General features: G+C 61.5%; 16 protein-coding genes and 1 pseudogene. 6 read left to right on the forward strand and 11 right to left on the reverse strand.

Going from position 1 to position 19245, the window contains the following annotated elements:
* Nucleotides 1–202: 202 nt before the first annotated feature.
* Both HEP69_RS17125 and carB read right to left on the reverse strand, forming a co-directional pair.
* Nucleotides 203–508: pseudogene (locus tag HEP69_RS17125) on the reverse strand (integrase core domain-containing protein); the annotation flags it as partial.
* A gap of 198 nt (nt 509–706) precedes the next feature.
* Nucleotides 707–4036 (reverse strand): carbamoyl-phosphate synthase large subunit, encoded by a 3330-nt coding sequence (gene carB / locus HEP69_RS17130; RefSeq protein ID WP_290559739.1) that lies wholly within the window; start codon nt 4034–4036, stop codon nt 707–709.
* Nucleotides 4037–4464: 428 nt separating this feature from the next.
* Here carB and bchE point away from each other — a divergent pair, with 428 nt between their 5' ends.
* Both bchE and bchJ read left to right on the forward strand, forming a co-directional pair.
* Entirely contained in the window at nt 4465–6156 is a 1692-nt protein-coding gene (gene bchE / locus HEP69_RS17135) for a magnesium-protoporphyrin IX monomethyl ester anaerobic oxidative cyclase (RefSeq protein WP_290559740.1), read from the forward strand.
* A gap of 4 nt (nt 6157–6160) precedes the next feature.
* Nucleotides 6161–6769: a bacteriochlorophyll 4-vinyl reductase gene (gene bchJ / locus HEP69_RS17140; protein ID WP_290559741.1), complete on the forward strand. Its 609-nt coding sequence runs from the start codon at nt 6161–6163 to the stop codon at nt 6767–6769.
* Between the two features lie 31 nt (nt 6770–6800).
* On the opposite strand, the gene HEP69_RS17145 is transcribed toward bchJ, so the two are convergent.
* On the reverse strand, nt 6801–8027 hold the full coding sequence (locus HEP69_RS17145; RefSeq protein WP_290559742.1) for a cyclopropane-fatty-acyl-phospholipid synthase family protein: 1227 nt from the start codon (nt 8025–8027) through the stop codon (nt 6801–6803).
* A gap of 329 nt (nt 8028–8356) precedes the next feature.
* Here HEP69_RS17145 and aspS point away from each other — a divergent pair, with 329 nt between their 5' ends.
* A complete protein-coding gene (aspS, locus tag HEP69_RS17150; protein ID WP_290559743.1) occupies nt 8357–10132 on the forward strand; it encodes an aspartate--tRNA ligase in 1776 nt (591 codons plus the stop codon).
* Here the strand turns inward: aspS and HEP69_RS17155 are convergent, their stop codons facing one another.
* Nucleotides 10133–10972: an NgoMIV family type II restriction endonuclease gene (locus HEP69_RS17155; RefSeq protein WP_290559744.1), complete on the reverse strand. Its 840-nt coding sequence runs from the start codon at nt 10970–10972 to the stop codon at nt 10133–10135. It abuts the gene before it with no gap.
* A 1-nt stretch (nt 10973) separates the two neighbouring features.
* Complete coding sequence (locus HEP69_RS17160; RefSeq protein ID WP_290559745.1) at nt 10974–11960, reverse strand: DNA cytosine methyltransferase; 987 nt, start codon at nt 11958–11960, stop codon at nt 10974–10976.
* 1382 nt (nt 11961–13342) lie between these two features.
* On the opposite strand from HEP69_RS17160, the gene HEP69_RS17165 reads away from it, so the two are divergent.
* On the forward strand, nt 13343–14068 hold the full coding sequence (locus tag HEP69_RS17165; protein ID WP_290559746.1) for a GNAT family protein: 726 nt from the start codon (nt 13343–13345) through the stop codon (nt 14066–14068).
* 294 nt (nt 14069–14362) lie between these two features.
* On the opposite strand, the gene HEP69_RS17170 is transcribed toward HEP69_RS17165, so the two are convergent.
* Nucleotides 14363–14515 (reverse strand): hypothetical protein, encoded by a 153-nt coding sequence (locus tag HEP69_RS17170; protein ID WP_290559747.1) that lies wholly within the window; start codon nt 14513–14515, stop codon nt 14363–14365.
* Between the two features lies 1 nt (nt 14516).
* A complete protein-coding gene (locus HEP69_RS17175; protein ID WP_290559748.1) occupies nt 14517–15236 on the reverse strand; it encodes a response regulator in 720 nt (239 codons plus the stop codon).
* A gap of 144 nt (nt 15237–15380) precedes the next feature.
* On the opposite strand from HEP69_RS17175, the gene mce reads away from it, so the two are divergent.
* Nucleotides 15381–15785 (forward strand): methylmalonyl-CoA epimerase, encoded by a 405-nt coding sequence (gene mce / locus HEP69_RS17180; protein WP_290559749.1) that lies wholly within the window; start codon nt 15381–15383, stop codon nt 15783–15785.
* Nucleotides 15786–15922: 137 nt separating this feature from the next.
* Complete coding sequence (locus HEP69_RS17185; protein ID WP_290559750.1) at nt 15923–16198, forward strand: DUF1467 family protein; 276 nt, start codon at nt 15923–15925, stop codon at nt 16196–16198.
* 6 nt (nt 16199–16204) lie between these two features.
* On the opposite strand, the gene HEP69_RS17190 is transcribed toward HEP69_RS17185, so the two are convergent.
* The 4 genes from HEP69_RS17190 to HEP69_RS17205 all read right to left on the reverse strand — a co-directional run bounded on the left by HEP69_RS17190 (nt 16205) and on the right by HEP69_RS17205 (nt 19028).
* On the reverse strand, nt 16205–16897 hold the full coding sequence (locus HEP69_RS17190; RefSeq protein WP_290559751.1) for an EI24 domain-containing protein: 693 nt from the start codon (nt 16895–16897) through the stop codon (nt 16205–16207).
* Nucleotides 16894–17472: a nitroreductase gene (locus tag HEP69_RS17195; protein WP_290559752.1), complete on the reverse strand. Its 579-nt coding sequence runs from the start codon at nt 17470–17472 to the stop codon at nt 16894–16896. Before HEP69_RS17195 ends, HEP69_RS17190 begins: the two co-directional genes overlap by 4 nt.
* Before the next feature lie 183 nt (nt 17473–17655).
* A complete protein-coding gene (locus HEP69_RS17200) occupies nt 17656–18759 on the reverse strand; it encodes a class II histone deacetylase (protein ID WP_290559753.1) in 1104 nt (367 codons plus the stop codon).
* 23 nt (nt 18760–18782) lie between these two features.
* The gene (locus HEP69_RS17205; protein ID WP_290559754.1) at nt 18783–19028 is read right to left on the reverse strand and encodes a hypothetical protein; all 246 of its coding nucleotides are present in this window, start codon (nt 19026–19028) and stop codon (nt 18783–18785) included.
* Nucleotides 19029–19245: the final 217 nt, after the last annotated feature.

Consider the following 19245-nt stretch of genomic DNA (forward strand, 5'->3'; position numbering starts at 1 on the left):
GGCAATGCGAGGGTTTGATGTCTACTCGCCCCAGGGGTGCTGGAATTCCTGCAGGGCTGCCGGGTATGTCCCAAGTTAATGGCGGGAGACTTTAGCCCAAGCAAACTGTTCTGGACCATGAGACATACACTTTGAGCATTGGAGTTGGATTTCCCCCGGTTTGAACCGCCCCGGTTTTCCCGGAGACTGTTGAGTTCGTGTTTCAAGCTGCGATTTTGTATGACTTCAAGGTTTGATGATATCTCTCCTCTGCTTCTTTCGGCGTGATGTACCTGAAGGGTTCGAGCAATCTCGCTGTGTTGAACCAATCGACCCAATGAAGGGTTTCCCATTCAACCGGATCTTTGGATTTCCACGGGCCAAGACGATTGATTGTTTCGGTTTTGAACAGATTAATGATCGTCTCGGATAGCGCATTGTCATAGCTGTCACCTACACTGCCGACTGAAGGCTCCAATCCGGCGTCTGCAAGTCGTTGGGTATACTTGATGGACACATATTGGCTGCCGCAACGGTTCATTTGGCGCTGCAGTCAATGCATTTGCGATGACGCATGCGGTGTTGAAAGGGGCCGCGCCCCCGAAGGGGTTTGAGACACCTGTTCTGAGTATCATCCTGGACGCATTCAACTGTAAGGCTCACAGCGTCGTGTCGGGCGCGCAACGGCTGCGTGATGTCCCGGCAACCCGTCCGCTTTGACCTGGGCTCAGCCCTGCAACGCCTTCACCCCTACGTCGCCTTCGGCCTGAGCCTTGATGGCAAGGGCGGCGGCATGACTGGCGGCTGCGGTGGTGTAATAGGGGATCTTGTCGTAGAGCGCGATGGAACGGATGGATTTCGAATCCTCCACCGCTTGTGCGCCTTCGGTAGAATTCATCACCAGCTGCACGCCACCATCCTTCATCAGATCGGTGACGTCAGGACGTCCCTCATAAACCTTGTTGACCACGCCGCAAGGCACGCCCAGAGCGTCCAGCCAGCCTTGGGTGCCGCGGGTGGCGACCAGAGAGAACCCAAGATCCACAAGAGTTCGGGCGGCTTCCAACATCTCGGGCGTCTTGTCGGCGTCCTTGATCGAGATGAACGCACAGCCTTCTGAGGGCAACGTCATGCCCGCGCCCATCTGCGCCTTGAGGAAGGCGCGGGGAAAGTCGCGATCCCATCCCATCACCTCGCCGGTCGAACGCATCTCGGGACCCAGGATCGTGTCCACACCGGGGAAGCGCGCGAAGGGCAGCACGGCCTCCTTGACCGAGAACCACGGCATGTCGGGATCGGCCAGCGTCATTGGATCGGCCAGCGGCAAGACCGTATCGTAAGAGGCGCTTGCATCATAAGCGGGGCGCATTGGGAAGGCTGACAGCTTTTCTCCTGCCATGACCCTTGCGGCGATGGAAGCGATCGCGCTGTCGGTTGCCTTTGCCACGAATGGCACGGTGCGCGAGGCGCGGGGATTGACCTCGATCAGATAGACCGCGCCGTCCTTGATAGCAAATTGCACATTCATCAGACCCACGACATTCAAGGCCTTGGCCAGCGCAAAGGTCTGGCGTTTGACCTCTTGTATGATTTCAGTGGAGAGCGAGTAGGGCGGCAGGGAGCAGGCGCTGTCGCCGGAATGCACGCCGGCCTCTTCGATATGCTGCATGATGCCGGCCACATGGACCGTCTCGCCGTCGCACAGAGCGTCCACATCCAGTTCCACGGCGCCGGAGAGATAACTGTCGAGCAGGACGGGGCTGTCGCCCGAGACCACGACCGCCTCGGAGATATAGCGTTCAAGCTGGGCCTGATCCCGCACGATCTCCATGGCGCGGCCCCCCAGCACATAGGATGGTCGGATCACCAGCGGAAACCCAATATCAGACGCAATTTCAATGGCTTGCGAACCTGTGTGAGCGATGCCGTTCTTGGGTTGCTTAAGGCCGAGCTGTTCGACGAGCTGCTGGAACCGCTCGCGGTCTTCGGCCAGGTCAATGGCATCTGGCGTGGTGCCCAAAATCGGGATACCCGCATCATGCAGCGCATTGGCAAGCTTGAGCGGCGTCTGGCCGCCGAACTGCACGATCACTCCGTGGAGGGTTCCGTTCTCCAGCTCAACCCTGAGGATTTCCATCACGTGTTCAAAGGTGAGCGGCTCGAAATAGAGCCGGTCGGACGTGTCGTAATCGGTCGAAACCGTCTCGGGGTTGCAGTTGACCATGATGGTCTCGTAGCCCGCATCGCTCAGTGCGAAACAGGCGTGACAGCAGCAGTAGTCGAATTCGATCCCCTGGCCGATCCGGTTGGGGCCGCCGCCCAGGATGACAACTTTCTGAGCGTCTGAGGGCCGTGCCTCGCATTCCACCTCGCCCATCATCGGGGCCTCATAGGTCGAATACATGTAGGGCGTCTGCGCCTCGAACTCCGCCGCACAGGTGTCGATGCGTTTGAAGACCGCCGTGACCCCCATGTTATGACGCGCGCGGCGGACGTTATCCTCGTCACGGCCTGTCAGGTGGCCAAGCCGGGCATCGGTGAAACCCATCATCTTGACGGCGCGCAGTCCCTCTTCGGTGGTGGGCAGACCGGATTTCCTCAGAGTGGCCTCGGCATCCACGATCTCGCGGATGCGGGCGAGGAACCAGGGATCGAACATGGTGACGGTATGGATCTCGTCATCGGTCAGCCCCTCGCGCATGGCTTGCGCGATGGTGCGCAGCCGGTCCGGGGTTTGCAGGCTGATCGCCTTGATCACGGCGGCCTTGTCGGGCGCGCCGGGGATGTCGATCTCGTCAAATCCTGTCAGGCCGGATTCCATCGAGGCCAGCGCCTTTTGCAGCGACTCGTGGATGGAGCGGCCAATGGACATTGCCTCGCCCACGGATTTCATCGCGGTGGTCAGGTGCGGCTCGGATCCGGGGAACTTCTCGAACGCGAATTTCGGGATCTTGGTAACGACATAGTCGATGGATGGCTCGAAACTGGCAGGGGTTACCCCGGTAATGTCGTTGTCCAACTCGTCGAGGGTAAAGCCCACGGCCAGCTTCGCGGCGATCTTCGCAATCGGAAAGCCGGTCGCCTTCGACGCCAGAGCCGAAGAGCGGGACACACGCGGGTTCATCTCGATCACCACCATGCGGCCATCATCGGGGTTGATGGCCCATTGCACGTTCGATCCGCCGGTCTCGACCCCGATCTCGCGCAGCACGGCAATGGAGCCGTTGCGCATGATCTGATATTCCTTGTCGGTCAGCGTCAGCGCCGGGGCAACGGTGATCGAGTCGCCCGTGTGCACGCCCATCGGATCGACGTTTTCGATCGAACAGACAATGATGGCGTTGTCGGCGGTGTCGCGGACCACCTCCATCTCGAACTCTTTCCAGCCCAAGAGCGACTCATCCACCAGGATCTGGCCCACCGGAGAGGCATCCATGCCTGACCGGCAGAAATGGATGTAATCCTCTCGGTTATAGGCCACGCCGCCGCCGGTGCCGCCCAGGGTAAAGGCGGGGCGGATGATGGCGGGCAGGCCGATCTCCTCCAGCTCTTCCAGCGCCATGGCAACCCCGGCATCCAGATCGCGGCCCTTGTCGGTCTTGGGCGCGGTGATGATGGTGGCCTTGGGGTTTTCCAGCCCGATGCGGTCCATCGCCTCGCGGAACAGCTTGCGATCCTCGGCCATTTCGATGGCGTCGCGCTTGGCGCCGATCATCTCGACCCCGAATGTGTCCAGCACACCCATCTCTTCCAGCGCAAGTGAGGTGTTCAGTCCCGTCTGCCCACCCATGGTGGGCAACAGCGCGTCTGGGCGTTCCTTTTCGATGATCTTTGCGACGATCTCGGGGGTGATCGGTTCGATGTAAGTGGCGTCGGCCAGACCTGGGTCGGTCATGATCGTAGCGGGGTTGGAGTTCACTAGAATGACGCGGTAGCCTTCCTCGCGCAGCGCCTTGCAGGCCTGGGCTCCGGAGTAGTCGAACTCACAGGCCTGCCCGATGACGATGGGACCCGCGCCGATGATCATGATCGAAGTGATATCGGTTCTTTTCGGCATGGTGCGGCCCCTTGACTTTTTGGGCACCCGCTGCGCCCAAATTGTCCTGCGTTATAGGGATGGCGTGGGTATGTGCAAGGGGGAAGTCTTCGGTGACGCGCGGCGATATGTCGTTCCGTGCGCCGGTTTACGAAAGTATAAGAAAATCCCGATTTATGGTCTTGCCTACCTACTGCGTGAGGCGGTCCTTGTGGGCCGCTGGGTCCCGCTGAAAGGCGGGTTCTGGGTCTGTTGGAGGGGGTCCAGGTGCGGCGCATGGCTCTTGTCTATGCGCAGCAGCTTTGACCCGGTTTGACCGGATCAATGAACAGCAACAAGACCAAATGGGGGGCAATCGCATTGCCCCCCGTTTTTTTGCGGCGCCTTGATATGTGTCAAGTAAAGTTGACAGATTTTGTGATAGGCATGTGGCCAGCAGGGAGGCCGGTATGCGTATTCTGTTTGTCCACCCAAACTACCGCTCGGGCGGAGCCGAGATCGCGGGAACCTGGCCTCCGGCCTGGGTCGCCTATTTGTCAGGGCATCTGCGCAGCGCAGGGTTTGACGACATCGCGTTCATCGACGCGATGACCGACAATATCGACGATGAAGAACTGGGCGCCCGCATCTCGGAGATGAAACCCGATGTGGTGGGGGTGACCGCCATCACGCCATCGATCTATCGCGCCGAAGAGGTTCTTAAACTCGCCCAGACCCACGCGCCCGATGCCGTGCGTGTTCTGGGGGGCGTCCATGCCACGTTCATGTATAAACAGGTCCTCTCCGAGGCGCCCTGGATCGATGTGATCGTGCGCGGCGAGGGGGAGGAGATCTGCACCGCGCTGATGACCGCCATCCGCGACGGTCAGTGGCCCGTGAACCGCAAGGCGATCAAGGGTATCGCCTATCGCGACGGGGATGAGATCGTGGCCACGCCTGCTGCCAGCACGGTCAAGGATCTCGAAGCGATCAAGCCCGACTGGAGCGTTCTGGAATGGTCGAAATACATCTACATCCCGCTGGGCACCCGGGTGGCGATCCCGAACCTGGCGCGGGGGTGCCCGTTCACCTGTTCGTTCTGTTCCCAATGGAAGTTCTGGCGCGACTACCGCGTGCGCGATCCCAAGGCTGTGGTCGACGAGATCGAGGATCTGGTCGAAAATCACGGGGTGGGCTTCTTCATTCTCGCTGATGAGGAGCCCACCATCAACCGCAAGAAGTTCATCCAGTTCTGCGAAGAGCTGATCGCGCGCGATCTGCCGCGTCGGGTGAAATGGGGCATCAACACCCGCGTCACCGACATCTATCGCGACAAGGATCTGCTGAAGTTCTATCGCAAGGCGGGGCTGGTCCACGTGTCGTTGGGCACCGAGGCGGCGGCCCAGATGAAGCTTGATATCTTCAACAAGGAAACCAAGGTCGACGAGAACAAGACCGCGATCCGGCTTCTGCGCGAGGCCGACATTCTGGTCGAGGCGCAGTTTATCGTGGGGCTCGATAACGAGACCCCCGAAACGCTGGAAGAGACCTATCAGATGGCCTGGGACTGGCAGCCGGATCTGGCCAACTGGTCGATGTACACGCCCTGGCCCTTTACGCCGCTGTTTCAGGAGTTGAAGGATCAGGTCGAGGTTTTCGATTTCAGTCGGTACAATTTTGTCACGCCGATCATGAAACCCGCCGCGATGGAGCGGGGGGAGCTTCTCGATGGGGTGATGAACAACTATCGGCGTTTTTACATGAAGAAGGCGCTGTTCCATTACCCATGGCGTGGCACCGGGTTCCGTCGGCGGTATCTGCTGGGCTGCCTGTTCGCGTTCCTCAAGGCCGGGGTCGGGCGGACGTTCTACGATCTGGGCAAGGTCGGCTATACCGGCCCACAATCCAAGCACAAGCTGGACTTCCATTTCGACGAGAGCCGCACCATCGCCGAGGCGCAGATGGAAGACTGGGAGGCCAGCGCCGACAAGGCCGCACGTGCAGCCGAGCGGCGCGAGGCCCTGCGCCAGCAAGGCAAGGAGCGGGCGGTCGCGCGCAACGCGTCGTTCAAAATGCCCAACGGGGCCGAGGTCCGCACGGGTGGGCGGGCCGATGACGTAAGAGCCTGCGGTGGGGGTACGCAACAAATGGAGGATAGCTGACCCAATGGCTGAAACGCCCCCGGCGATGATCGGACCGAATGCCATTTTGCAGATGGTGCCGGTCCTGGACCAATTGGGCGGGCTCAAGCTGCGCACCGAGATTTTGGCACGTGCGGGCGTGTTCGAGCTTCCATCGGGCGATGAGATGATCCCCGAAGGCCCGGCGGCGCGATTGCATCAGGAGGTGCGGCGGACGCTGCCCGATATGGCGCCCGCACTGGCCTGGGCGGCGGGACGGGCAACCGCGGACTATATTCTAGAGCATCGCATCCCGGCCAGGGCACAATGGCTGCTCAAGCGTCTGCCTGCTCCAATGGCGGCATGGGTGCTGGCGCGATCCATACGCAACCATGCGTGGACCTTTGCCGGGTCTGGGCAATTCCATCTGGTTTCCAAATACTGCTTTGAGATTGAGGACAATCCCGTGGTGCGCGGCGAAGTGGCCGACCATCCTCTTTGTGATTGGCACGCGGCAGTCTTTGCGCGGCTCTTCCAGGTGTTGGTTCACCCCGATTTCGTCTGCGAAGAGGTTGAATGCACCGCCTTGAATGGCCGTGCCTGCCGGTTCGAGCTCAGGCGCCTGGATGGGCGGCCCAAGCAGCGCCGGGTCTGAAAGCACTGTTGCCAACCTTGAAGGATCGGTCCTATTCGGCGGCGTGCCGGTGCGCCGCGTCGGGCGCATAAAGGTAATCGCGTGTCAAAGGCACCGCGTCGCGCCGATGAGCCAGTTGCAAATGATAAACGCATTGCGCCTGACCCTCGAACGCCATGATGCACGCAGTCAGGTAATAGCGCCACATGCGGATGAACCGCGCGTCGTACCATCCCTGCACGGTATCAAGATTGGCGTCGAATCGCGCCCGCCATTCCCGCAGCGTGCGCGCATAATGCAACCGCCAGACCTCGATATCCGTCTGCCAAAGTGCTGACGCCTCCAGCGCAGGAAGAAGCTCGGAGAGCGAGGGCACATAGCCGCCTGGGAAGATGTATTTGTGGATCCATGGGCTGTGCGCCATAGGCGGAGAGACCCGTCCGATCGTGTGGATAAGCGCGACGCCATCGGGATCGAGCAACTCCGCCACCTTAGCAAAATAGTCGCCATAATGCGGCAGCCCCACATGCTCCAGCATGCCGACACTGACGATCCGGTCAAACTGGTCCTCAAGCGCGCGGTAATCCATCAGCCGGAAGGCAACGCGATCCTCCAGCCCAGCCGCGCGCGTGCGCGCCTGCGCCGTGGCCAGTTGGTTTTCACTCAGCGTCACGCCGGTAACCCGAGCGCCATAGTCACGTGCCAGCGTCAGCGCCATGCCACCCCAGCCGCAGCCGATATCGAGGACATGCATATCGCGCTCAATCAGCAATTTCTGCGCGATGTGGCGCTTCTTGGCCGCTTGAGCCTCCTCCAGCGACATATCCGGGCGGGCGAAGTAGGCGCAGGAATACTGCATGTCCTCATCCAGCATCAGCCGATAGAGATCATCCGAGATATCATAGTGATGCGCGACATTCGCCCGCGCAGACCGGGCCGAGTTGCGCTGAACGATCGCGCGCGCGTGAAACCGCACCCGATCCAACGCACGGATATAGGCGGGAAACGCCCCCGGTTTGCGGTTCTCCAGCAAAAGCCGCAACAGCGCCTCAAGCTCGGCATTGCCGCCGATCTCGATCGTGTCGTCCATATACCCTTCGCCCAGCGCCAGTTCCGGTGTCAGACAGAGTGCGCGCAGCGCCTCTGGCGTGCGGATATGCATCGCGGCCTTTGCCCCGCCCGGCCCATAGTGTCGCGTCTCTCCATCCGGATAGGTAATGGTCAAACGCCCGGTCCCGATCAGCCGAACGGCCATGCGGTCAAAAAGTCTCTTCCACATCTCTCGCTTACCCCTCAATACGCGCGACCCACCCGCGCGGCCTGAAAAACAGCCAAGTCTGGGACCGAATATTAACAACGAAACCTGATTCGACTCAAATTGTGCTCAACTCCGGGCGCCATTTCCCGCTCAGAGGGGCGGCTGAATAGATCGGGCCGGTGCCGTTTCATCTTGCTCGACAACGGCCAAATCTACGCGCCCCGGATTGGCCCTGGGCCATGTATTTAAAGGCCGGGCGCGATCCTGTGAACACCAGCACCGCTTGACTTCCCAGCCCATCCCATGTGTATCAGCGCGACGCCTATCCCCGAGCCTGAAGGACATCCCAAATGCACGCCTTTCGCAGCCATTCCTGCGCCGATCTGACAGCGGCCCATGTGGGCCAGACCGTTCGCCTTTCCGGTTGGGTGCATCGGGTGCGCGATCATGGTGGCGTTCTCTTTATTGACCTGCGCGATCATTTCGGGATCACTCAGGTGCTGTGCGACCCTGACAGCCCGGTCTTTGAAGCCGTCGAAAAACTTCGCAGCGAATGGTGCATTCGCATTGACGGGGAGGTGAAGGCCCGTGCCGAAGGGCTCGCGAACGAGAAAATCCCAACCGGCGAGATCGAAGTCTATATCCGTGATCTTGAAGTTCTGGGCGAGGCGGCCGAACTGCCCCTGATGGTGTTTGGCGATCAGGAATACCCCGAGGAAACACGCCTGCGCTATCGTTATCTCGATTTGCGCCGTGAGGTAATGCAGCGCAGCATGACGCTGCGCTCGGACGTGGTCGCCTCTATGCGTCGCCGGATGTGGGACAAAGGATTTCGCGAGTATCAGACGCCGATCATCACCGCCTCAAGCCCCGAAGGGGCCCGCGACTTTCTGGTCCCTTCGCGGCTGCATCCCGGCAAGTTCTATGCGCTGCCCCAGGCGCCACAGCTTTTCAAACAGCTCATCATGGTGTCGGGGTTTGACAAATACTTTCAGATCGCCCCGTGTTTCCGCGACGAGGATCCGCGCGCCGACCGCTCACCCACCGATTTCTATCAGCTCGATCTGGAGATGAGCTTTGTCGAGCAGCAGGATGTCTTCGACACCATTCAACCCGTCTTGCAGGGCGTGTTCGAAGAGTTTGGAGGCGGACGCAAGGTCGATACCGACTGGCCGCAGATCTCGTATCGCGACGCGGCGCTCTGGTATGGTACCGACAAGCCCGACCTGAGAAACCCGATCAAGATGGACGTTGTCTCCGATCATTTCCGCGGCTCGGGTTTTGCCATCTTTGCCAAGCTGCTGGAGCAGGAGGGTACGCAGATCCGCGCGATCCCGGCTCCGAACGGGGGCAGCCGCAAGTTCTGTGACCGGATGAATGCCTTCGCGCAAAAAGAAGGATTGCCCGGCATGGGCTATATCTTCTGGCGCGATCAGGGGCAGGGCATGGAAGCGGCTGGCCCCCTCGCCAAAAACATCGGGCCGGAACGGACCGAGGCGATCCGCCAGCAGTTGGGACTGGATGTGGGTGATGCGGCGTTCTTTCTGGGTGGCAAGCCATCTTCGTTCGAGAAAGTCGCGGGCAAAGCCCGCGATGTGATCGGCGAAGAGTTGGGTCTGGCCGACAAAGACCGTTTTGCCTTTGCCTGGATCGTGGATTTCCCGATCTATGAAAAGGACGACGAAACCGGCAAGATCGACTTTGAACACAACCCGTTTTCGATGCCGCAGGGGGGGATCGCAGCGCTTGATGGCGACCCGCTTGACGTGCTGGGATATCAGTATGATCTGGCCTGCAACGGCTATGAGTTGGTCTCGGGCGCCATTCGGAACCACAAGCTGGAGATCATGATCAAAGCGTTCGAGATCGCAGGTTATGACGAGGCCGAGGTGCGCAAGCGGTTCGGCGGTCTGGTCAATGCGTTCCAGTATGGCGCGCCGCCGCACGGGGGCTGTGCCGCCGGGATCGACCGGATCGTGATGTTGCTTGCCGATACAGTGAATATCCGTGAGGTCATCATGTTCCCGATGAACCAGCGGGCCGAAGATCTGATGATGGATGCCCCCAGCGCGCCCACCTCGGATCAGTTGATGGAACTGGGGCTGCGCGTCATCCCGCAAGAGTGATCAAGATACTAGGTCCAGCATCAGATCCGAGATGTCGCGCAGGCGTTTGCCCTCGACCATCATATCAAGCATGTCCAGATATCCTGCATCGGCCAAGGCGGTGATGCTGGCGCGCAGCTCGGTCAGGGCAAAGTGATAGACGCAGTCGATATCGCCCGTCCCCAGGGCCAGGGAAGAGATGCGGCTGGGCAATGGTTCGCCCGTCACCACGGCGATATGGGGCAGGCGGCCCTTGCGGTTGCGCACCAGGTTCAAGCCTTCGGAACGGGCATTCTGGGCGCGGTCGCTGCGCAGCGTCCATTTGCAACTGATCGAGGCATGCAGCAGATCAAGCGGCTGAAACACCCCGCGCAGGGACGAAAGCGTCGCCGTGCGGTCATCGACGAGATGCCCCCGCGCGTTGATTTCCGCATCGCTTGCCGGGCTGCGTGACACCAGGATATCGGGTTTGATCAGATAGTCCGAGCCGAGCGCCGTTGCGATTTCCCGGTTTTGCTTGGCGATCGCTTCGAGATCGTCGAGATGGGCGTATTGATCGAACCGGTAGATGCCTCCGCCCTTGGCTACGTGAAACGTGCCGGGACGCAAATGCGCGAGATGCCCCAGAGAGGCTTCGACAAATCGGGCTGTCGCGGTCTCAAAATCGGCGCCCGCGGTTTGACCGGGCAGTTTCTCGGCCGTGCGGATCGCGCCCAACTGCTCCAGAATGCCGCTGGCTATGGCGCAGCTGGCCTTGCTCGAGCTGTCGGCATTGCTGGGCACACCCTTGGGTGAGCGGGTCAGAATGCCGTCCAGAAGGCTGGCGTGAAAGGCTTGGCGCAGGCTAACAAAGCTGGCCATCTCAGCCCGCGAACACGCTCTTTTTCACCAGAGCCTTGGCAATGACGCGGCCCAGTGCCTCGGCCACGGGTGGTGGAAAGGCATTGCCCACCTGGCGATAGGCCGGTGTCTTGCGTCCGGTAAAGACCCAGTCATCGGGAAAGCCCTGTATGCGCGCGACCATCGGCACGGTCAGGCGAGGCATCCCGACAAAGTCTCGGTCGGGCGGTGCGTTGGCCACACCCCTGCCGTCGACACCCAGCTTGGCCCAGGCCTGGCGCGCGCGGGTGGGGCCCAGATCCGGGCCGCCATGTTTCAGCGATCCACCGACGATTGTGGGGGCGATGCCGCGTGCCTGCGCACGCCAGTCATCCGCGCCATGCCAGCCGTTTTCTGCCATCAGATCGTGCAGCACGGCGCCGACCGACGGCGCAGGTGCCTTTCTGGGCTCGGGCCAGTCAAACGCATCCCCTGTGCCGGTCCTAAAGCCGACGATGGCCACACGCGGGCGCAACTGGCTGACACCGAACTCTGCTGCGGAAAACAGGCGCCAGCCCACCGTATAACCCAGCGCCGTCATGGCCTTTGCGAAATCGCTGCGGAAGCCGTCAAAAGCGCGATCCAGAAAGCCGCGCACATTCTCCACCAGGATCGCGTCCGGCCGGGCCTCATCCACGATGCGCAGAAAGGCCGGAAACAGGTTCCGTTCATCCGAGGCGCCCAATTGGCGACCGGCCTTGGAAAAGGGCGGGCAGGGCAGACCCCCGGCCAGCAAGGGAACCCCGCGATAGGGTGTGGCGTCGAAATGAGTGAGATCGGCCTGATCGCCCTCAAGAACGGTCCAGTTCGGTCGATTGTGCATCAGGGTGGCGCGGCACGCTTTCTCGATTTCCACCAAGGCAAGGTGATCAAATCCGGCCCGCTCCAGGCCCAGCGCCTGACCACCGGCCCCTGCGCAAAGCTCAAGCGATTGCAGGCCTGTCCCCCTGAAGCCGCTTCCGTCCATCATACAGAGCACCACGCAAGCAGGCCCGGCATGACGAGGGCCGCAAAGCCAAAGCATAGGCGCGCGTCGGTCAAGGACGCTGTTGAGCAGACCCAACCGGTCTGACCGCCTTCAAAGCAGCGCAAATCTTGTGATCCAGTTTGGCCCATATCCAACATATAGAAGAACGACAGTTTCTTTGTCATGGTGAACAATCTAGGAACATTGCAGCCCTTGGCCCTCGAATGCAAGGCATTTCGGTGCGCATGCGATGCCATAATGGCATTCATGACCCAGCGGTTCGGGCAATCCGGCGTTCGGTCTGCGGCAAGACGCCTGACTCCCCGTGCCGCGGCGTTCCTCCATATCGAAGCGGCGATCCGGCCATATCCGGGTGAACCGTTCACAGAGCGTTTACGGACCCGTGGCCATCAAACCGCTCATGTTACATTATGCCGACCTGGACCGCCCAAAAAAGGACAGAATATCCTTGTGGCAAAGCGACCCCTTGCTTGCGTTGACCCGAACGAAAACCTCGCCTGCGAGATCCTCGAACTGCATTCCCTGCGCGGGAACGGTCCTTGCTCTCTCATGGAAATGCGGGCGCTTGCACCGCCTTTGACCGCGTTGCCGATCACACGTGAGGGCGCGTTCGCGTTCCGAGAAGGGTTTGTGGCGCCAGCCGCCGAAACGGCACTGTAGAGAGGCATTTCGCGGCCCCTGATCATCTGAAGCGGAAGCTTGCGATACATCTCGTGGCGGACGATCCTGATCCCGCGCGGGCGACGCATATCGCAGTGCATTGGCGTAAGCCGGCGGTTCGGTCGGATGCAGTCAGGGCGCCCGCTCCTTGCTGAGGTTATTGAGTTTGCATCGGCATCGCAGGACTGTCGACTTGTCGCGGTCATCCTCAGAGGTGGGATGGACGGGTCCGATGTCCTACAATCCCGCGGAGCGCCTAGATTCGCGGACGCGCGCCCCCGTATCCGATTGCCGGCCAAAGAATGGGAGCCTCATGCTCGCCAAAGTTGCGGCTTGTCCCGCGCGTTAGCCTGGCTGGCGGAGACCGTTCTGACCTGTCGCGGAGCGATCCGCCGTGGCTGAGATCTTCGGGCCGCGACGCGGGCGGATCGGTGCTGGTGCGGCAGCCGGTTTGATAAGGGGATTGCCTAGGGCGCGATGCTCTTATTGGCTGGCTTGGAGAGGCGCGATGGTAAACTGAATGCCAGAAATGTATCGGTCGGCGCATCACAGCTTCGGCGGCGGTCGCTTGCGGGCGAGACCGCTTTTTCTACACCGTACATATCTCAGATGCGCCGCAAGACAGGCGCTGCGCTTTTGGCCAACCAAGGTCGAATACAGATGATCTCTTGGCCCTGCCGGATCCGCGCGTTAGGGTCGCTTGCATGACCTCCTCTTCCAGTGAAGCGCATTTGGGCGAACCGGTCCCCGGCTGGACATCGCCCCCGCGCCCCGACCCCGACCTGATCCTCGAAGGCCGTTACGTGCGCCTGGAAGCGTTGACGGCAGATCGGCATGCGGCTTTGCTCTACCGGGCATTCGATGGGCAGGATGCGGTCTGGGATTACATGCCGTACGGCCCGTTTTCATCAGCTGCGCAATATCACCGCTGGGTCCGGGATGCCGAAAAACAGCCGGACCCATTCTTCCTGGCCATCTATGACAAGGACCAGGGGCGCTGGGGTGGAGTGGCGAGCTATCTGCGGGTAGACCCTGACGCTGGGTCAATCGAGGTTGGCCATATCGCGATGGCGCCGCTTCTCCAGCGAACCAGGGCCGCAACCGAGGCGATGGCGCTGATGATGCGCTGGGCTTTTGAAGCGGGGTATCGCCGGTATGAGTGGAAATGCCACGCGCTCAACATCGGGTCGCGCAGGGCAGCGCAACGCCTGGGGCTGAGCTATGAAGGGGTTTTTCGTCAGGCAACGGTTGTCAAAGGCCGCAACCGCGACACCGCCTGGTTTGCGGCCATCGACCGGGAATGGCCCGCGCTGAGCGAGGCATTCCGGGTTTGGCTGGCGCCCGGTAACTTCGATGCGGCGGGTCAGCAACGCGAACGATTGAGCGATCTTACCCGGCTGGTGCGGGTCTGTTCCGATCCCAGCCTGTGAAGCTTTGACTTGTCCCGGTGGCCCGGGCGCTTGCTGACTGGGCAAGACTGATGGGCGCGCGTCGCCTTCACATAGGATCCCAACACTGGCCTGATCTGGCTTGCAAGACCTGGCCGAGCGATGCTGTTCTTGTGGGCGCGGAACGAACCGTTCGACAAGCTGGTGCTTAGGTCGCGAACCCATTCGCACTGCTTGGTGACCCGCCGGTTTGATTTGGCCTCTGACCGATTCATGAGTGTGGATTTCAGTTGCGCGCCAAAGCGGTGCCCTGCCGCCAAAGCGCTCTGATATCTCTCACCCGGGCATATCCTTCTCCGGCAATTCCAGAACGGGCCGCGTTGCGCGGATCCGCGCCGCGGTCCTGCGCAGTTTGAGATACCCCGTCAATGCCAGCGCGCCCCCGACACTCAGTAGCGCCCAGAGCATGGCCTCGAAAAAGACGGCCATCTCACATCGCCCATTTCTTTTGTAGACGGTCCTGCACCAACCCCGCGACGCGCGCCGCATGTGCCGTGACCGGCCCGCCCTTTGTCCGGATATCGGCCAATTGCCGCGCCGCCTGGGCCAATGTGTCATCCTGGGCGCTTATGGCCACCCCGTTGAGGAACTGTGCGGCGTAGTCGAGCATCTTGCCATCGCGCGCATCGGTGAGCACCTCGGCGGCATGGGCCATATCATCGCGAAACGCCATCGGATCGGGATCGACCTCATCCTCTGCGATCTGCCGGGGTCCAGGCGGGCGGCGATCGGCAGGCAGTCGGGACAATACCGCCTCTTGGAATACCGAAAGCGCGCGGATCGGTTTGGCAAGAAACCCATCGGCCCCGGCATTCAAAGCCGCGTCCTCCGCCCCATCGTCGCCGGAATTGGCCAGCAGAACCGCAACGCGCGGGCTGGCATGGTTCAGTTCGGCAATCAGATCAAGTCCCGATCCATCCGGCAGACCCAGATCGACGATGATCACAGATGGGCGATAGACCTGCAGATGCCTGCGCGCGGCCCGCAAGCTGTCGGCGCGCCGGATACGGGCGCCACTTCGCAGGCATAACAGGCGCATCGCCTCTGACGCGTATCTGCTGTCCTCGACCACCAGAATGGTGAGCCCCAGCAACGGGCGTGACGCGGTGGGCTGGCGCTGGTGTAGGGCGAATAGGTCCGAATCGTCCATGGCATCCTCCTGAGCCTCTGCCTGATCAGGATTGACCCGGTTCGGCTAACAGGCGGTTAACGTGGGCCATCGTGTCCCGGGGCTCTTGCCCCGCTGCGTACAAATCCGCATAACCCGCACACCATGCGCAAAAGGAGCCCTCTCATGATCGGTCGTCTCAACCACGTCGCCATTGCTGTCCCGGATCTGGAGGCCGCGGCGGATCAGTACCGCACAGCGCTGGGGGCCAAGGTCGGCGCTCCGCAGGACGAGCCGGACCATGGCGTGACGGTGGTCTTCATTGAATTGCCCAACACCAAGATCGAGCTGCTCTATCCTCTGGGTGAAGACAGCCCAATCCAGGGATTTCTCGACAAAAACCCAAGCGGCGGTATGCATCATGTCTGTTACGAGGTCGATGACATCATCGCTGCCCGAGATCACCTGAAAGAGACCGGCGCCCGCGTTCTGGGGTCCGGTGAGCCCAAGATCGGCGCCCATGGCAAGCCGGTCCTGTTCCTCCACCCCAAGGATTTCAACGGGTGCCTGGTTGAGCTGGAGCAGGTCTGAGCACAGGGTCCAATCCAAACCGGTCCGGCATGCAACGCCCTTGCCCAGGCGTGACCACCGAGACGACCGCATCTGATCCCCTTGTCCTGCGCGCCGGGACACATAGGTAGTCCTGTAACATAACCCCGGAGGCCCCGATGGGTATCACCTCGGCTCTCGTCCTATATGCCGTTTTCTGGTTCATGACGTTTCTGATCGTCCTGCCGATCCGTATCGAGACCCAGGGTGATCTGGGAGATATCGTGCCGGGCACCCATGCGGGGGCGCCGGAGCATCATTTTCTCAGGAAGAAAGCCTGGATCACCACCTATGTGGCCTTTGGGTTGTGGGTGGTGACCTGCACGGTGATCCTGTCGGGATGGATCACCGTCGACGATTTCGATCTCTTCCACCGGCTCATGCGCCCTGATTGATCCGGGTCAGCTGCGCCCCTCAAGCCGGTGATAGAGATGGGTAAAGGTGGCTGCCCCCAGAATGGGGATCAAAAGGTTGACCAGCGGCACCGACAGCGGCACCGCCATCAGCGCACCGGCCAGCCAGATCGTGCCGGCGTGACGTTTGCGTAGCGCCTTGGCCCGAACCCGGCCGACCCTGCGCATCGCGGCGAGCGTGAAGTACTCGCGCCCAAGCAAGAATCCGTTGAGCGCCCAAAAAATGAAAGGCGCGGCGGGCAGGAAGATCACATACAGGATCAATGCCAGTGTGTTGGCCGCCACCAAAACCCCCAGGAAATTCACCGTATCGCGCAGGGCGTCGCCGAACGGGATCGGCTCCACGTCCGGTAGGCTGGGATAATGCATATCCTCGACCGCATCCGCGACGGTATCGAGGAACATCGACGTGATGGCCGAGGCCACAGGCACCATCAGAAAGACCGACAGGATCAGCATCAGCACCACGGACGAGAGGCTCAGCACATCGTCGATCCAGGTCACCGGCCCGATCAGCGGCAGCCCAACCTCATCCGTCACCAAGGCCTGAACCAGCGTCAACAGCCCCGCCGTTGCGGCGACCAACAGCGCAAGCGTCAGTCCGATCCCCAAAAACAGAACCCGTCGGAACCGGGCATCGCCCAATTGCCCAAGGGCCGCGAAAAACGCGCTGAGGATCATTCCGCCACCCAGTCGATGATGCTGTCGAGGGCGGGGCGCGGCCGTTCGGGCGGGGCGCTTGTCTCGGTGCCGATATGGATCAGCCCGGCCACGCGCTCATGCGGGGCCAGGCCAAGCCCCTCGGCGCGAAACGCCAGGTCGTGCGACGGCCAGCCCGAGAGCCAATTCGCCCCCCAACCTGCCGCGAGGGCAGCGTTCAAAAGCGCCAGGCAAACCGCCCCCGCCGAATAAGTCTGTTCCAGCGCCGGGATCTTGTCGGAAGCTTTCGGACTTTCCACGACCACGACCGCCAGGTGCCCCAGATCGAATTGGCTGCGCGCCTTGGCGATGTCTTCGGGTGTCTTGCCCAGCGCCGCCCCGCGGGTCTCCACCAGGGCCGACAAACGCGTGAACGCCCCCCCGCTCAGGACAACAAACCGCCAAGGCTCCAGCTTGCCGTGATCCGGCGTGCGGACCGCCGCCGTCAGCAGCGTCTCCAGCGTCGCCCGATCCGGCACCGGCGGTTGCAGCGTCTTGGCCGGGCGGGACCGGCGGCTCAGCAGAAAATCAAGCGCTGCGGGGTTTCTCTCGGGCATATGTGAAGCCTTTTTACATTTACTCCCCGCCAATCTCGGCCCTCCATCGACAGAATTCAAGGGGCCGGGCCAAACCGGTGCCGTCCGTTGTGCATCCAAATGCTTCTTCTTGCCAAAAATACGAAAAAAGAATCAGCGTGCGGATCCGGGTCCGGCGGTCACATAGCCAGAGCGCGGCTGGCGTCAGCGCAGCTCTGCTGCCAGCCGTTCAACCTCATCATCCAGAAACGCGGCAAATCGCCCCCGGGGCTGGCGCACCTGCAATGTCGCGTCCAGAGGGTCTTCCGCGGCGATTGCGCTGCCTGACAGCGTGGCAATGGTCGCGTGGCCACAAAAGGGCACGTAAACCTCCGAATAGCCGCCCTCATGCACCAGCACGAGCTTGCCGTCACACAGATCGTCGGCGGCTGTCATCACGGCCTCGGTCATCGCGGCGAACCCGCGCGCGGTGACCAGCATCCGCGCAAGCGGGTCAATGGCAGCGGCATCGAACCCACAGGCAACGACGATCATCTCGGGTGCGAAACGCTCCAGCGCTGGCGTGACGATCTGTTCCATCACCGCGAGATATGCCGCATCGCCCGCTCCCGCGGGCAAAGGGACGTTGATATTCAGACCCGCGCCTGCGCCCGCACCACGATCCGTGATCGCGCCTGTATCCAACGGATAATTCCCCTCCTGATGGAGAGAGATCGTCAGGACGTCATCGCGATCATAGTAGATTGCCTCGGTTCCGTTGCCGTGATGTACATCCCAATCGAGCACCGCAACACGGTCCAGCCCATGACGGGCCTTGGCGGCCTCAATCGCAATCGCGATATTGGCCATCAGACAAAACCCATTCGGAAAATCCGGCAAACAGTGATGCCCCGGCGGCCGCGACAGCGCATAGGCGTTGCTGAGCGCTCCGGTCCAGACCTGCTCGACGGCCGCCGTGGCCAGGCCCGCGGAGAGGGCCGCGATTTCATAGCCGCCTTGCGCAAAGGGTGTGCGACGGCCCAGTTCTCCGCCACCCGCATCCGAAAGCCGCTTGAACGCGTCAAGATATGCCGCCGGATGAACGCGCAACAGATCCTCGCGACTTGCCTCCGGGGCGCCCTGCACCGCCAGTTCGGTCGTCAGCCCGGTCACATCCATCAGGTTTTTCAGCCGCCGTTTCGTTTCGGGGCTTTCGGGCAGCCCTCCGGCGGCCAGGGGCTGGACCAAACCGCCCACAGGCAGGGTAAAAGCGTAATTCCCGCCGCCATGCCAAAAACAGCGTTCGTCCCAGAAAAACCCTGTGGTCATCGTTGTCTCCCGCCTCCGGCGCTTTACCCGTCCACCTCGGAGGCGCGCAGCGCATAGACGCCTTCCGGCAGGTCGAGGGCCGCGGCCAGATCGCGCAGTTGCTCCGGCGACAGGGTGATCTTCTGCACCCGGTCGGTGCGCGGATCCCATTGTTCCAGCGTCACGCATTCGGCAAAGCTGTTGATGGTGATATCTTCCTGAAGCGGGGCTTCGCCCTCGTCCACCAGGGTGATGACTGTCGCGTCGAATTCATGCTCGATTGTAAACATGGTGCCAGGGTGGCGTGACTGGCGGGGATTTGCAAGCGCACGCCGCCGTGATCTGATCTGGCGCTGTGTCCGCACTAAAGTCTCCCCCCCTTAACTTGGAAAAAACCCGGCGGCCCCCCAGAAATTCCAGCACCCCCGGGGCGGGGAGAAGCCCCAGACCGCGCGGATTTGCGCGAACTTTCTGGACAATCCCCCCCCCCCCACCCCCCGGGGGGGG

Source organism: Aestuariivita sp. (genome assembly GCF_021404545.1).
Classification (GTDB): domain Bacteria; phylum Pseudomonadota; class Alphaproteobacteria; order Rhodobacterales; family Rhodobacteraceae; genus Aestuariivita.